This is a genomic window from Methylobacterium sp. 1030, assembly GCF_040544715.1.
Taxonomy (GTDB): domain Bacteria; phylum Pseudomonadota; class Alphaproteobacteria; order Rhizobiales; family Beijerinckiaceae; genus Methylobacterium.
The window spans coordinates 1-13,620 of the sequence record NZ_JBEPKM010000006.1 but is presented as its reverse complement, the minus strand read 5'-3'; the positions used below and the strand labels follow the sequence as shown (position 1 = coordinate 13,620).

Genomic DNA, 13,620 nt, shown 5'->3' with positions numbered 1-13,620 from the left:
GGAGGAATGTACCCTCTCTGACGATGCTTCAACCGTATCGCGTTATGCGTCCGCAGACAAGCACTGAGAGGGGCTTGGTTTCTGATCGACCAGACCAGTCGGCGGAACTCCGCAGTGCGGTATCCGTTGGTGCGCCGCAGCAGGGCGATAGCGCCAGCTTCGCCGCGCTGTAGCCCTAGCGGGCGTTTCCTCCCTTGACTCGGGCCGCTCCTACGGGAGCGGCCCATTTTCGTTCAGGCGGCCCGCGCCTCGACCCGCTGGACCTGAATCGGCGACCACTGGCCACCCCTGGCAGTGGTAATGCCGCGAGCGTTCAGCCCGTCTGCCACCTGCTGCAACGTGACGGCTCCGGCTGCGCGGATGTCCCGGATCACTGGCAGTAAGTCGGCGGCCCGGTAGTTGGCCTTGGCCGTGCGGACAGCGTTACCAGCGGTCTGAGCTTCACGGGACAGAACGGCGCCCCGGTCTCCACCGAGTCGAACACCTCTGGCCCTGGCCTGGGCCAGGGCAGCCTTAGTCCGCTCGCTGATGGCCTTTGCTTCATGCTCCGCGACGGCGGCTAGGATGTGGACCGTCAGCCGGTTGGCCTGCGGGAAGTCCACCGCCACGAACTCGACTCCGCTTTCCATCAGAGCCGAGACGAAGGCCACGTTGCGCGCGAGCCGGTCCAGCTTGGCAATGATGAGAACGGCCTTGTGCAACCGGCAGAGGCGCAGAGCTTCGGCCAGCTTTGGCCGGTCCGACCGCTTGCCGCTCTCGACCTCGACCACCTCGGCGACCAGGGACCAAGACCCGCCGTTCAAGTAGCCACGGACAGCGGACTGCTGCGCTTCGAGGCCGAGACCGGACGCGCCCTGACGCTTGGTGCTCACCCGGTAGTAGCCGACGAACCGACCCTCGGCCATCTCGATGCCGCCTCTTACATTCCGGTCTACGTTCGTTGACTGGTTTGTAAAATGCCTGGACTCTCTCTGCAACCCCCTCTCTCGGCCTCCACGCCAGTAAATCGCGTCCCGCCCAACACCAAGAAACGATCATGAGCTCATCCGACGCATTCGGCCCATGGGCGCCGAACCTCTCGACCTGCGAGCGTGCCGCTCGGTGCCGTACCCTCCGGGCCGTGGCCCGACTGATGGCCGGACCCCGCGCCTCGACCCTGTGTGAAGCTCTGGCATGTGCGGAGGCCGATCCCTCGCACCTCGACCGAGCCTTGGTGGCGCTCGACCGGCTGGCCAGCCTCGACCGCCGCCGGATCCTCGGGAGCTACGGCCCCCTGATGACGGCACCAGTCCCGTGCGGTGCGTAACCGGCCGCGCTGGACAGGGACTCCGGGTCCGGCCAGTTTCGGCGCATGTCGCCCGCTCGCATGATCCTGGCCGGTATACTCCTGTCACCCGTCGCACCGGCGGTGGCACAGGACGGCACCCGCGAGGCCAACGCCCTCAGGGACATGGCCAGGGCACAGGAGCGGCAGGCGGACAGCCTTGATCGTATCCGGCAGATCGAAGCGGGCCTCGCACTGCAACAGGACCGCGCTCGCAGGAACGCTGCCCGCGATGCACGATCCTCTCGCCGGTTCGATTGACTGGGGGAGCTACGCCCCCACGCGCGCTCTGAGCGTGTCGAGATCAAGCAGCACCATCGCGGCTTCCGCGGCATCGCTGGCAGCCAAGGCGCCGTCCAGGTCGCCAGCCTCCCGCAGCTCATCCGCAAGGCGAAGCAGCATGGCGGTCGTGGCGTCGAGCAGAACGAGCTTGTCACGGTTCATCATGTCGATTGATCCCTGGCACCGGGCACATCGCCCAAGACACTGAAAGCATTCAACGAAACGATGGGCGAGTGAGCAAGATGCCACACGTTCATCATCGCTTGCATGTAATCTTCGCGTGGCAGGTCCCTCGCGTCGCTGTGCCAAGCACTTACACTACCCTGGCGAAAGACATGCCTTACACTTGCAAGAATGCAAGCGGTCGGTTTTTTTATGACGCATAGGGGGGTGGGGTGGCTGACTAGACAAGATTTTTTTCGCCCAAAAGACCCCCTTTCCAAGAGCCGGAACAACCGGCCGGAGCACCATGGCAGACGAAATCGTACACATCGAATTGACAGCGAGCGCAGACCAAGCAGTTGCCGCTGTCCGCAAACTACAATCCGAGATGCGGGCGCTACAGAAGCTTGCGCTGAGTTTCAGCACCGACATGCGGAAGATGACAGCCGGCCTCAACAGCGGCAGTCAGCCCGCCGACAACTTCACCAAGGGCCAGGATGCCGCCATGCGCGGCCTACGCCAGCGGTTCACGTTCGATACCCGGATGAACCGTCAGCGTCTCGCGGAGGAACGCGCCGTAGGGGCTGAGCAGGCCCGCCAGGACCGCGCCCGCCGGAGCGCAGAGGATGCCACGCTCCGGCAGTTCCGCGAACGCATGGCCTTTCAGACCCGGATGCTCAGGCAGCAGGCCAGCATGGAACGGGATGCTGAACGCGCCCGCGCCTCTGCGATCCGCGAGACCGCACGCGAGACCCGCGCCGCCGAACGCCGCCGGGCCGATGTCCGCCGCTCTGTCTCGCGAGGCTTCTCGGATGGGAAGGATGTGGCAGGCCGGGTCACTGACGCCGCCCGCTCCATCTCGTTGCTCGGCACCATCGGAGCCGGCGCACTGGCGAAGCTCGGCAGCATCGGCCTGGAAGCCCGGTCTCGGATCGATACAGCGGAAGCGAACCTGCGGATGTTCGGCGGCCAGAGCCGGGATCAGGTCAACGCCACCCGGTCAGGATGGCTGAACCGCTCCGCCGTCGAGTTCGGCTTTCGTCCGGCCGACGCGCTGAACGCCTTCACCGAGACCTTGAAGGCCGGCATTCCCGAGATCGCGGCGAAGGACGTGACGCGCTCGATCATGGGCGCCTCCGCCGGCCTCGATCTGAACGTCCCCGACACCACCAAGCTTGTGGGGCGCCTCTCCACCCTCACTCAGGACCCGTCGAAGTTCGATGCGGGCGCTATCGACAAGATGCTGAACGGCCTCGCTGTGGTGGCGAAGGTCACGGCGGCCGACTCCAAGGAACTGGTTTCGTCGCTCCGGCGCGGCGCTGGTGTTCTCGGCTCCTCCAAGATGTCCGTCCAGGACCTGACCGCCTTCACGGGCGTCGGCATCTCGGCCGGCATGCAGGAGGGCAAGGCCGGCACGTTCATGGACTTCCTCGTCAACGACATGGTCAACGCCAAGACGGCGCGTGGCCAGCGGGGCAAGGATCTGAGCGAGGGGTTCCGGCTCCTGGGGCTGGGCTCGAACGCGTCGGTCTCCCGTCAGACCGCACAGGACCCGACCGCCGTCCTCCTGAAGATGTTCGAGAAGATGGCGCGCATGAGCCCGGAGAGGGCCGCCCGTGCCGCCAACCTCATCGGCATGCGCGAATGGCGGGGTGAAATGCTGATGATGGCCAAGGCGTCGCCCATGCTCCGCCAGGCGGTGGACGCTGAACGCGACCCACGGAACGCCGGCCACCTCAAGCAGGCACAGAACGAACGTCTCGGCACCCTCGCCGGTCTCAGGAGCCAGCTCACGGCCACCTTCGATCTGGCCTGGGAAGCTGTAGGCGGCGGCATCGAAGACATCGTGCGAGAGATCGGCACGTTCTTCATCGATCTGGGCAAGTACACCGACTTCGATGTAATCAAGGCGCACGTCCACACCCTCATCGATGGGTTCGTGGATGGTCTCGGCTTCAAGAACGTCAAGGAGATGCTTGAGTCAGCCTTCGGGAGGCCGGGTAGCCTGGACTACAGCACCCTGAAAAGCTTCTTCGAGTTCGCGCAGGGTTTCGGCCGCGGCGTGCGTCAGGTCATAGATACCGTCAAGTCGGTCGTGACCTCGTTCACCGGCACGAACATGAGCGCGGATGCCCTGGGCAACCTGTCTGCCAAGGTCTTGGGCTTCAGCTTCGCCCTTGTCGCAATCGCTCCCTACGTCGCCGTCCTGGGCGGTCTCGCATCCGCGCTGGGCGGGTTCGCCGTCACCATCGGCACCATCGCCACGTCCCTACGGACGGCGGGGCTGATCGGCGGCACGAGTGCGGCGGCAGGCGGGTTCCTGGGCGCCGGAGCCATCGCCACAGCCGGCGGCTTGCTCGGCGCGGCGTTCCTGGCCACCATCGCCAACAAACTCGGCATCCTGAAGGCCCCGGACATGTCGAAGGGCTGGGGCCGTGGGATCGTTGAGTTCCTGGACCCCGGTATCGCCTCCCGCCTCTACGGGGACGGCAAGGGCGAGACCAAGAGCACGGCGCCCGCGTGGGTCGATCCTCCCGCCCGCGTGCAGCGTCAGTCCCTCGACGTGGAGACCACCGGCTCTATCGCGGCTTTGGTCAAGAAGGCGTCCTACAGCGCCTACGATGACCGGGACGACAGCACCCGGCGCGTTGCCAGTGGCATCGAGGATCTACGCTCGCTCCTCCAGAAGGCCGCGCTCACGAACGGCGGCCTTGGTGCCTCTGTCGCCTCATCCATGGGCGGCGGTAGCGTTGGCGGCTCCAGCGGTAGCGGTGGCAGCGGCTCCAGCGGCAAGTTCTTCACCCCGCCGGACATGAAGGTGCCGGACTGGTACGGCAAGGGACGTGGCGCTCCAGGCAGTGACACCGCATCCCCCGATCAGAAGTCGGGCGGGTCTCGCTCCTGGCGGAACAACAACCCTGGGAACATCGAGTACGGGCCGTTCGCTCGTTCGATGGGCGCCACTGGCACGGACGGTCGCTTCGCCAAGTTCCCGTCCTACGAGGCGGGGCGCAAGGCGCAGGAAAAGCTCCTGTTCGAGTCCAAGGGCTACAAGGATCTGACCCTCAGTGGTGCGATCCGGCGCTGGGCTCCGGCCTCCGAGAACAACGTTCCGGCCTACCTCAGGGCCATGGGCGGCGATCCCGGTAAGCGGATGTCCGAGTACTCCCCGGAGCAGCGCGCCAAGCTCCTCGACGCCATGCAGGCGCACGAGGGCTGGAAGGTCGGGAACGTGTCTGGTGTTAGCAAGGTCGCCAGTCTCGGCAACCTGGGCATCCCTGACGTTGGCTTGACCACCGATGGTCCACTCAGAGCCAACCTGATGCACGGCCAGTTCGGGGCACCCGGCTCAAACCTGGCCACCCTGCGGTCCAAGACCGGCCGGGCCACTCAGGTTCACGCTGCGGCGCTTCCTTCGTTCCAGGGCTTCCTGAGCGAGCTGGAGGCGCAGGGCTACAACGTTCAGAGCCTCGGTGGTCACGCTCATCGCAACGTGCGCGGTGGCAGCCGTCTGTCACAGCACGCCTTTGGCAACGCCATCGATCTGAACCCCGGCAAGAACCCGCTGGGGACCTCGATCACGGACATGCCGGACAACGTTCGTGCCCTCGCCAAGAAGTACGGCCTGATCTGGGGCATGGATTGGAAGGGCCGCAAGGACCCGATGCACTTCGAGTGGAACGGCACCCAGCCGTGGCTCCAGGAGCAGAAGGCCGTGGCCTCGATCAAGGCCATTGGTGAGCGGGCCCGGCGGGCTCAGGATGGCGGGACTGAACGCCTCCAGGCTCTGAAGGGCGAGAAGGTCGACGTGGGCGGTGGCATCCAGGGCGTGCCGTTCGGCCAGAAGCCCACGACCGATGACATCGTTCGGAGTGTCCCGGCCGGTGGTGGTCGCTTCAACGGTGGTGTCGGTGGTGCTGGTGGCGGTCGCCCGGTCCAGGGCGGTCCGGTCACGATCAACGTTCACGGTGCCGGGGAGAACCCGCAGGAGCTGGCCAACAAGGTCCAGCGGAAGATGACCGAGGACTGGAACCACCGGACCCACGATCTGGAGCCTGAATTGACCTGATCCACGAACGGGGGCGGCCTACGGGCCGTCCCTATCGGGATCGTAAGTCCCTGAGACATCGAAGGAACCCGCTCGCGCGGAGTATCCCGTTCATGTAACGTTCATGTGTAATATGATAACGTTTCAAATCGATCGAAGGAACACATAGGATCATGCCGACTATCACCGCCACGTCGCAGAGGCGTGCCATTCGATCCGCACAGGCCGCTCAGACCATGCGGGAGGCAAAGCCGCTCGCCTACCAGGGCCAGCGGAGCAACGATCCGGCCACCACCACCAGGGGCAGCAGCGTCGCCTACTTGGCCAGCAGGATCAGGCGGGATCACCCGGACATCGCCAAGCGCGTCGAGGCCGGCGAGTTCTACAGCATCAGAGCCGCCGCTATCGCTGCCGGCATCGTCAGGACGCGGGTCTGAAAGACCTGCCGCTTTCCTTCAGTCCGTCACACAAAAAGCGGCTGGAGACAGCGGAAAATCCCCATTTCCCAAAAACGCAAGCAACATCAATGGCTTAGATGCCCGATTTTCCGGCTCAGATCTGAAGAAAATAGGGTTCGACAAGCGAAGGCCCGCCAACCGCTGCATGTCTGGCGAGACGTGCGGTGACGGGCCATCACTCATGAGAAGATGATGACCGTCGATAGCACAGATGCGCCGAAAGCGCAAGACGAGAAGACCCTCCTCAAACAAGTTCTCTTCATCAAAGCCGTCACTGCCGATCCAGAAGTGACGCCGTTCGGCAAGGCTGTCGCGAACGCCTTGATCTTTACATTCTGGAACAAGGACGAGGGCAAGGCACGCCCCGGTCACGCGAGACTTGCTCGCGAAGCTGGCATCAACGTTACGGCGGTCAAGCGCGGCATCAAAAGTCTTCAGGATCGTGGATGGTTCGCTGTTGAACCGGCTTGGGATGAGAGCGGCGATCCGGCCCCGAACCACTACTACCCGATCTGGAAACGCGCCGAAAGCAAAGCTCCGGCCGGATCAGAGAGACCGAAGAAAGCAGTGCGCAACCCTGCCAACAAGATCACCTTCCAGGCAGGCCCTGTCCGGCTCACAGCAGACGAGGTTGCTGAAATCGAACGACGGGTCACGTTCTACGCAATGCCGCTTTTCGATGACCTCAGAAAAAGTGCATTGAGCTGGACGAAGGACAACTGGCGAGCCAACCTGGAGACCGAGATTGCTTCATACGAAGCGTATGGGGAGCCTCCCAAGCCGGCTGATGAAGAGGAGGTTCTGTTCTGAGGTAGGTTCAAGTTGGACGGGGGTGGGTTCAAGTTGACCCTAGGTGGGGTGGGTTCAAGTTGACCCTACCCCTCGGTTCAAGTTGACCCTACCCCCGGTTCAAGTTGACCTGGGGGTGGGTTCAAGTTGACCTACTATCCTACCTACTGAACCTACCTATGGAACCTGCGTAGGTGAACCTGCCGATGTAGAGGCCAGCGGTTAGGATGTCGCGCACGCACGCGAGGCGGCGCCAAGCATCACGGTTTTGTCGGCTTCGCCTACATCGCTCGCGTTGCTCGCTTCTACCACCATCATCCGATCATTCATGGTGGAGCTTGAAGGTAGGACCGCAGAGTCATCCATTCTGAAGAAGCCGGACAAGGGCGAAGCCCGCAAAGAGCCACGATACCCGTCACGGCCAAGCTTACTGCGTAGTACATCCGAAGCATAAGCATGCGCTTTGGAAGCATGGACACTTGACACTGAGGCCATCTTGTGATAAGGCGGGAGCACACTGCCAGTCTTTGATCTGGTCGAAACTCCTCGCATCATGACACGCCGGACACCATTCCGGCCTCAACGTCTCGGCATCTCGCCAGAGGCGCGTTTTGCGTGCGCGTTGCACGCCTTCAACCGGAGACCCACGATGACCACGAACCCCGCACCAGCGGCGGTGCGCCTCTATGTCGAGCTGGACGGCGAGGTTGCACAGGCCCTGGACCGCGCTCGCAGAGACAAGCGTCTCAGCCGGCCCCAATTCATCCGCAGCACCCTGGCCGCTGCCCTTCTTGAGGCCGGAGCCCTTGCGTCCGCGATCCGAGAGGACGGCCGGTGAGCGTCAGCCTTCACCTCGCCCCACAGATCCGCGCCTTCGGCAAGGCCGCTGGCCGGGAGTTCACCAGAGCGGAAGTCGAGACCATCGAGACGACCATGAACGCGGTCGCCAGCCTCGATGACGGCGGCCACGTTCAGTTCGACCTTGGCGCCGGTCCTGTCGGCACCCTGGACGATGCTCTCACGATGATGAGCGTCGGCATGGGAGCGCCGGTCACGGCCTCGACGCCGGCCAGCTCGATCCCGGCCGGCTCGAACGCCACAGAACGCGCCTTGGCGATGAACGCCGCGATCCGCGCCGGAGCCGACGCCCGCAAGCGCGAGCAAGCCGAGACCTTGTTCAGGAGTTTCGGAAACCCCTGGCGTGAAGGCCGGACCAACCGGAGCCACCAGGGCTTCATCACCAACACCCACCCCCAATTGGCCAGCCGCCTGAAGCGCGAGGCCGGAGTACGCACATGATTACCAGCCTCGGAGAAGCCCGCCGCAGACAAGAAGCCGCCAAGCGTCGCGGCGAGAAGTTCAAGGTCCCGGACGAAGTGAGGGCCGCCCGTGCTGCTCTTCTACAAGCGAAGGAAGATAGAGCCGCCGAAGAACAGGCCGCGCGTGATGCCGAACGCCAAGCCCGGCCTGACGCGGTTCGTGCGGTTCTGGCCCACGCCTCGAACGACGAACTGTTCGAGTTTCAGCGCGCCGCTGGCCAGCTCGACGGTCGGCGCCTCGCCGGGATCGTTGCTGACGTCCTGCAAGAGCGGCGACGGACCACTTACGTTGCCCCGGCGGCGATGGTCGAAACGGCTCCAGAATTGGCCGCTGAGTCCCCTCCAGTGGCGAAGGCATCCATCCGGCCGTCCGAGACCCTGAACGGCGCCAGCGAGTCTCCTGGGCGATCTGATGGGCATTCCGGTGCGGCGACTATTCAGTCTCGTCCGCCGGGAGGCCCACGCTTCGGCGAAACGTGCGGCTCTTACTGACAGGGTGCTGGATCAGGGCATCACGCGCTTCCTCGGTCATGGGCGTCGAGGACGGCGGCACATCATTTGTGAGCGATACCGCCACCTCGCGCCATGCGTCCACCGCCTTGCTGGGATCATCGCGTTTGTCGAAACGCACTATTGCCTCGCCTCCACTCTTCCACCGTAGAACAATGAGGCCGGTCCCGTACTGAACCACGACTTCGGATAGCAACTGACGTAGAACCAGGTTGATGCCGTGGCGGTTGATTGGCGCGCTCGTCAGTAGTGTTCCCAACTCATCCAATTTCCGGCTCAACGTGGCGCTGTCTGACACCTCGTTGATCCTCAGCACCTCAAGCTCGCGTGACCGCATGAACTGGATCGTTTGCTCCTGATGTGCGAGAGCAAGGGTGAGTGAGGTTGATCCAGATCCATTTGCGATGGCGTCGACAAGGTTGTCGATCTTTGTTTGAGTGGCGTTGATTTGGTCTCTGATCTTCTGGAGATCGAACCAGCCGGGCAAGATCCGTTTGTCTGTCGGGCCGATCTGGCAGATGAATTTCGCGTCCTTGATCAGCGCCGCCTCAACGAGATCCAGGCGCACTGCACGGTATCGACATCCGCCCCCAGCCTTTGCCTTTGTGCATACGAGCGATGGATGACCGGCCTTCGCGTGAGAGCCCTTTGACACCCGTGTCATGGTGCTCGAACAGATGGGGCATCGGGCGAGACCGCCGAGCATGTTCTGAACCGTTGTCGTCGCGTGCCGTCCCCGCTGAGGGCTCGGTGCGCCCTCGCGGAGGGATCGGACCGCTTCACGGGTCTCATCATCCACAATGATGGGGAAGTGCCCCTCAATCGGCGCCTGAGGTGTCCGTATCTTCCGCCCCTCAACATGCTCCTGTGTGTAGGGCTGGAGCACACCGCCTACTGCGGGATTTTCGAGGATCTTGATAACCGAGGTTCGGTGCCAATGCGTCCCGATCCGAGAGCCGTTACCGAACGGAGGGATACCGTCTCCGTTCAGCGCGGCTGTGATAGCGTGTTCGCCGGTCCCTTCTGACGCCATCTTGAAGATGCGGCGCACTACTGCCGCTCGATCTTCCCGCACCCGCCACGTCCGTTCTGGAGTCAGCTCCAGCCATGCAGGGGCACGCGCTGTGAAGGGCCGTGAAGCGGCGGTCGCGCGCTTGTTCTGCCATGCCGCCTTCAAGCGACGCGACTTGGTTGCGCTTTCTTCATTCGATCGGATGAAAATCATCAACGCGAGCATCAGCGACATGGGATCGTCATCGATGCTGTCAGCAGTGTACGCCTTGCCGTCGCTCAAAGTGACGACCGTGATCCCGGCCTCGACGATGTTCTCCAGCGCCCGAAGCGCCTTGCGTGCGGCCTGCCGTGAAATCCTGTCCAAGCTCTCTACCAGCAGGTAAGAGCCTTGAGGCACGACGCCATCCTTGACCGCCTCAAGGAACTCGCCCAGTCGGCCGGTCTCGGCATTGCGTCCATGAAACGCTGATACGCCGAGGTCTGCGAATGTCAGTTGCTCGTCCAATTCGAGATCATGCCGGCTCGCGTATTCTCGTGCCAGCGCAAGTTGCCTCCGCGAGCTGTCGCCTTTGGCTTGCTCGGGCGTCGAGAAACGCAGGTACGAGTACGCCTTCATATAACCCATCCACCTAACAACCGGAGGACTCGCACGTGGGTCTCGACGTCGTCAACATGTTGATGAACGGGCCGCCCGGCTCGGGCAAGTCGATGCTGGCGGCGCGTCTTCCCTCGATCCTGCCGCCGCTCACGCCGCGCGAGCTGCTCGACATCTCCGTGATCCAGTCGGTGGCGGGCGCGCTGAAGGACGGGGCGCTCTCGAACCGCCGGCCGTTCCGGCAGCCGCACCATTCCGCCTCGATGGCGGCCCTGGTGGGGGGCGGCCTCGGGGCGCGGCCCGGTGAGGTCTCCCTGGCCCATGGCGGCGTGCTGTTCCTGGACGAGCTCCCCGAATTTTCCCCGCAGGTGCTCGACAGCCTGCGCCAGCCGATGGAATCCGGGGCGGTGATGATTGCCCGGGCCAACCACCGAATCACCTACCCGGCGCGGTTCCAGCTGGTCGCGGCGATGAACCCGTGCCGCTGCGGCCACGGTCTCGAACCGGGCTACGCCTGCCGGCGCGGGCCGAACGCGCGCTGCATGGCGCAGTATCAGGCGCGGATCTCCGGCCCGATGCTCGACCGAATCGACCTGCGCGTCGAGGTGGCGGCGGTGACGGCCGCTGACCTGATCCTGCCCGCGCCGGCCGAGGGCTCCCGCGAGGCGGCCGCGCGGGTGTCGGCGGCCCGCGCGCTCCAGGGCGCGCGCTACGCCGCGCGCGGCCTGCCGGAATCCACCACCAACGCGACCTGTCCCGCGACGCTGATCTCGGACGTCGCGAGCCCCGACGCCGACGGGACGGCGCTGATCCGCCAGGCGGCCGAGAGCATGCGCCTCTCCGCCCGCGGCTTCCACCGGACGCTGCGCGTCGCCAGGACCCTGGCCGACCTCGACGGCGAGGCGCAGGTCCGCCGGCTCCACCTCGCCGAGGCGCTGTCGTACCGCGGCCGGGGCGACAGCGCGGCGGCCGCCGCTTGAGCGCCGGACCGCGCGGCCCGGCCGACCTGACGGTCACGATCGGCCAGCACAGCAGCGCCGGCCGCAAGGCCGCCAACCAGGATTTCAACGGCGCGCTGGTTCCCGTCCAGCCGGCGCTGGGCCTGAAGGGGATCGCGGTCGCCCTCGCCGACGGGATCAGCAGCAGCGCGGCGGGCGCGGCGGCGAGCGAGACCGCGGTCAAGGGCTTCCTCAGCGACTACTACGCCACGCCGGACACGTGGTCGGTGAAGACCTCGGCGCAGCGCGTGATCGCGGCCACGAATTCCTGGCTCTACGCCGAGACGCGGCGCGGCGCCGATCCGAACGATGCCGACCGGGGCCACGTCACGACCTTCGACGCCCTCGTGCTGAAATCCCGCGTGGCCCACCTCTTCCACGTGGGCGATGCCCGGATCTGGCGGGTGTCCGGCCGGTCGCTCGAGCAGCTCACCGAGGACCACCGGGTCGTCGTCTCCGCGGCGGAATCGTATCTCGGCCGCGCCCTCGGAGCGCAGGGCCGCGTCGAGATCGACTACCACGCCGTGGGCGTCGAGGCCGGTGACACCTTCGTGCTGACGACGGACGGCATCCACGAGCATGTCCGGCCCCGCGACATGGTCGCGGAGATCGCGCGGGCCGGGACCCTGGATGCGGCCGCGCGGGCGATCGTCGAGATGGCCCTGGCGGCCGGCAGCCCGGACAACCTGACGATCCAGATCGTGCGGGTCGAGACCGTGCCGGAGGGCGAGCCGGCCGACCTCCTCGGCGAGGCCGACGGTCTGGACCCGGCGCCGCTCCTCGACCCGCCCGCGGAACTCGACGGCTTCCGGCTGCTGCGGATCCTCCACTCCGGTCCGCGAAGCCGCGTCTACCTGGCGCTCGAGGCGGAGACCGGTGCGCAGGTCGCGCTGAAGGTGCTGTCGCTGGACCTGCGGGACGATCCCGCCCAGCGGAAGCGCTTCGTCATGGAGGAGTGGATCGCGCGGCGGATCGACAATCCCCACGTGCTGAAGGCCCATCCCCAGGCCGGCCGCCGCAGCCACCTCTACACGGTGATGCGCTACGTCGAGGGCCAGACCCTGACCCAGTGGATGCGCGACCACGCGGCGCCCGAGCTGGAGGCGGTGCGGGGGCTCGTCGAGCAGCTCGCCCGGGGCGTGCAGGCCTTCCACCGGCGGGAGATGGTCCACCAGGACCTGCGGCCCGACAACGTCCTGATCGACGCGGCCGGCACCGTCCAGATCATCGATTTCGGCGCGACCCAGGTCGCCGGCGTCGTCGAGGGCGACCCGCGGATCGACCCGGCGGAGATCCTGGGCACGGTGCAGTACACGGCGCCGGAGTGCTTCCTCGGCGCCCCGGGGACCGCCCAGTCGGACGTCTTCGCGGTCGGCGTGATGACCTACCAGATGCTCACGGGGCGGCTGCCCTACGGCGACGCGGTGCCCCGGGCCCGGACGCGCGCGGCGCAGCGGCGGCTGCGCTACGCGTCGGCGCTGACCGTGCGCCCGCTGCTGCCGGTCTGGGTCGACGGCGCGCTGCGCAGGGCCGTCCATCCCGATCCGCAGCGGCGCTACGCGACCGTGTCGGCCTTCGTCCACGACCTGCGCCACCCCAACCCGGCCTTCACGGATGGCCGGCGGGCGTCGCTCCTGGAGCGCGACCCGCTGCTGTTCTGGCGCCTGCTGTCGCTGGTGCTCGGGCTCGTCGCGCTGGTGCTCGCGGCGATCCTGATCGCCGGCCCGCGTCGGTGAGCCCCGGCTCGCGTCTCAGGGATCCAGCTCCGGGTAGCGGCGGAAGATGCCGTCCTCGTTGAACGGGATCCGGCGCGCGCTGGCGAGGTAGGCGGCGAGCCGCGGGCGCCGCGCCACGGTCTCGTGGAGCCGCGCCACCTGCGGGGTTCTCCGGAGGGCCGCGGCGGTCGCCTTGGGGAAGGCGTAGAGCAGGCCGTCGACGAGCTGGAACAGCGACAGGTCGGCGTAGCAGAGATCCGCGCCGACGAGGCGGCGGCCGCCGTTGGCCGCAAGCACGCGCTCGAAATAGCCTAGAGGCTGTTATGAACCTGTGGCGAGTTGAGCGGCCTGTCTGAGCATGAGGCAGACGAAAGCGACGAGGTGCAGGTCTGCCAGGGTGCTGGCA

Annotated in this window: 10 protein-coding genes and 3 pseudogenes; 7 read left to right on the top strand and 6 right to left on the bottom strand. The window is 65.8% G+C overall.

The window, feature by feature from the left end:
* Positions 1-233 precede the first annotated feature (233 nt).
* Both ABIC30_RS09750 and ABIC30_RS09745 read right to left on the bottom strand, forming a co-directional pair.
* Positions 234-905 carry a recombinase family protein gene (locus ABIC30_RS09750; protein WP_354454818.1) on the bottom strand — a complete coding sequence of 224 codons (672 nt, stop codon included), beginning with the start codon at positions 903-905 and terminating at the stop codon, positions 234-236.
* A 689-nt stretch (positions 906-1,594) separates the two neighbouring features.
* On the bottom strand, positions 1,595-1,771 hold the full coding sequence (locus ABIC30_RS09745; protein ID WP_354454816.1) for a hypothetical protein: 177 nt from the start codon (positions 1,769-1,771) through the stop codon (positions 1,595-1,597).
* A 304-nt stretch (positions 1,772-2,075) separates the two neighbouring features.
* Between ABIC30_RS09745 and ABIC30_RS09740 the strand changes: the two genes are divergently transcribed.
* The 5 genes from ABIC30_RS09740 to ABIC30_RS09720 all read left to right on the top strand — a co-directional run bounded on the left by ABIC30_RS09740 (position 2,076) and on the right by ABIC30_RS09720 (position 8,362).
* Positions 2,076-5,837, top strand: a complete 3,762-nt coding sequence (locus ABIC30_RS09740) for a M15 family metallopeptidase (RefSeq protein WP_354454814.1) — start codon at positions 2,076-2,078, stop codon at positions 5,835-5,837.
* A gap of 152 nt (positions 5,838-5,989) precedes the next feature.
* On the top strand, positions 5,990-6,253 hold the full coding sequence (locus ABIC30_RS09735; protein WP_354454812.1) for a hypothetical protein: 264 nt from the start codon (positions 5,990-5,992) through the stop codon (positions 6,251-6,253).
* A 210-nt stretch (positions 6,254-6,463) separates the two neighbouring features.
* Positions 6,464-7,084 carry a hypothetical protein gene (locus ABIC30_RS09730; RefSeq protein ID WP_354454810.1) on the top strand — a complete coding sequence of 207 codons (621 nt, stop codon included), beginning with the start codon at positions 6,464-6,466 and terminating at the stop codon, positions 7,082-7,084.
* 628 nt (positions 7,085-7,712) lie between these two features.
* The gene (locus ABIC30_RS09725; protein WP_354454808.1) at positions 7,713-7,901 is read left to right on the top strand and encodes a hypothetical protein; all 189 of its coding nucleotides are present in this window, start codon (positions 7,713-7,715) and stop codon (positions 7,899-7,901) included.
* Positions 7,898-8,362 carry a hypothetical protein gene (locus tag ABIC30_RS09720; protein ID WP_354454806.1) on the top strand — a complete coding sequence of 155 codons (465 nt, stop codon included), beginning with the start codon at positions 7,898-7,900 and terminating at the stop codon, positions 8,360-8,362. The genes ABIC30_RS09725 and ABIC30_RS09720 overlap by 4 nt, the downstream gene beginning before the upstream one ends.
* Positions 8,363-8,463: 101 nt before the next feature.
* Here the strand turns inward: ABIC30_RS09720 and ABIC30_RS09715 are convergent, their stop codons facing one another.
* Complete coding sequence (locus tag ABIC30_RS09715) at positions 8,464-8,649, bottom strand: hypothetical protein (protein ID WP_354454804.1); 186 nt, start codon at positions 8,647-8,649, stop codon at positions 8,464-8,466.
* Between the two features lie 166 nt (positions 8,650-8,815).
* A complete protein-coding gene (locus ABIC30_RS09710) occupies positions 8,816-10,522 on the bottom strand; it encodes a recombinase family protein (protein ID WP_354454802.1) in 1,707 nt (568 codons plus the stop codon).
* 53 nt (positions 10,523-10,575) lie between these two features.
* Here ABIC30_RS09710 and ABIC30_RS09705 point away from each other — a divergent pair.
* Together ABIC30_RS09705 and ABIC30_RS09700 are read left to right on the top strand one after the other, a co-directional pair.
* Positions 10,576-11,481: pseudogene (locus ABIC30_RS09705) on the top strand (YifB family Mg chelatase-like AAA ATPase); the annotation flags it as partial.
* The gene (locus ABIC30_RS09700; RefSeq protein ID WP_020094657.1) at positions 11,478-13,235 is read left to right on the top strand and encodes a bifunctional protein-serine/threonine kinase/phosphatase; all 1,758 of its coding nucleotides are present in this window, start codon (positions 11,478-11,480) and stop codon (positions 13,233-13,235) included. The pseudogene ABIC30_RS09705 and the gene ABIC30_RS09700, both read left to right, overlap by 4 nt.
* A 15-nt stretch (positions 13,236-13,250) precedes the next feature.
* Here the strand turns inward: ABIC30_RS09700 and ABIC30_RS09695 are convergent.
* Both ABIC30_RS09695 and ABIC30_RS09690 read right to left on the bottom strand, forming a co-directional pair.
* Positions 13,251-13,529: pseudogene (locus ABIC30_RS09695) on the bottom strand (glutathione S-transferase C-terminal domain-containing protein); the annotation flags it as partial.
* 6 nt (positions 13,530-13,535) lie between these two features.
* A pseudogene (locus tag ABIC30_RS09690) lies at positions 13,536-13,620 on the bottom strand (IS5/IS1182 family transposase); the annotation flags it as partial.

Coding starts and splice junctions, on each gene's coding strand:
- ABIC30_RS09750 (WP_354454818.1), bottom strand. CDS start 905: ATGGCCGAGGGTCGGTTCGTCGGCTACTACCGGGTGAGCACCAAGCGT.
- ABIC30_RS09745 (WP_354454816.1), bottom strand. CDS start 1,771: ATGATGAACCGTGACAAGCTCGTTCTGCTCGACGCCACGACCGCCATG.
- ABIC30_RS09740 (WP_354454814.1), top strand. CDS start 2,076: ATGGCAGACGAAATCGTACACATCGAATTGACAGCGAGCGCAGACCAA.
- ABIC30_RS09735 (WP_354454812.1), top strand. CDS start 5,990: ATGCCGACTATCACCGCCACGTCGCAGAGGCGTGCCATTCGATCCGCA.
- ABIC30_RS09730 (WP_354454810.1), top strand. CDS start 6,464: ATGATGACCGTCGATAGCACAGATGCGCCGAAAGCGCAAGACGAGAAG.
- ABIC30_RS09725 (WP_354454808.1), top strand. CDS start 7,713: ATGACCACGAACCCCGCACCAGCGGCGGTGCGCCTCTATGTCGAGCTG.
- ABIC30_RS09710 (WP_354454802.1), bottom strand. CDS start 10,522: ATGAAGGCGTACTCGTACCTGCGTTTCTCGACGCCCGAGCAAGCCAAA.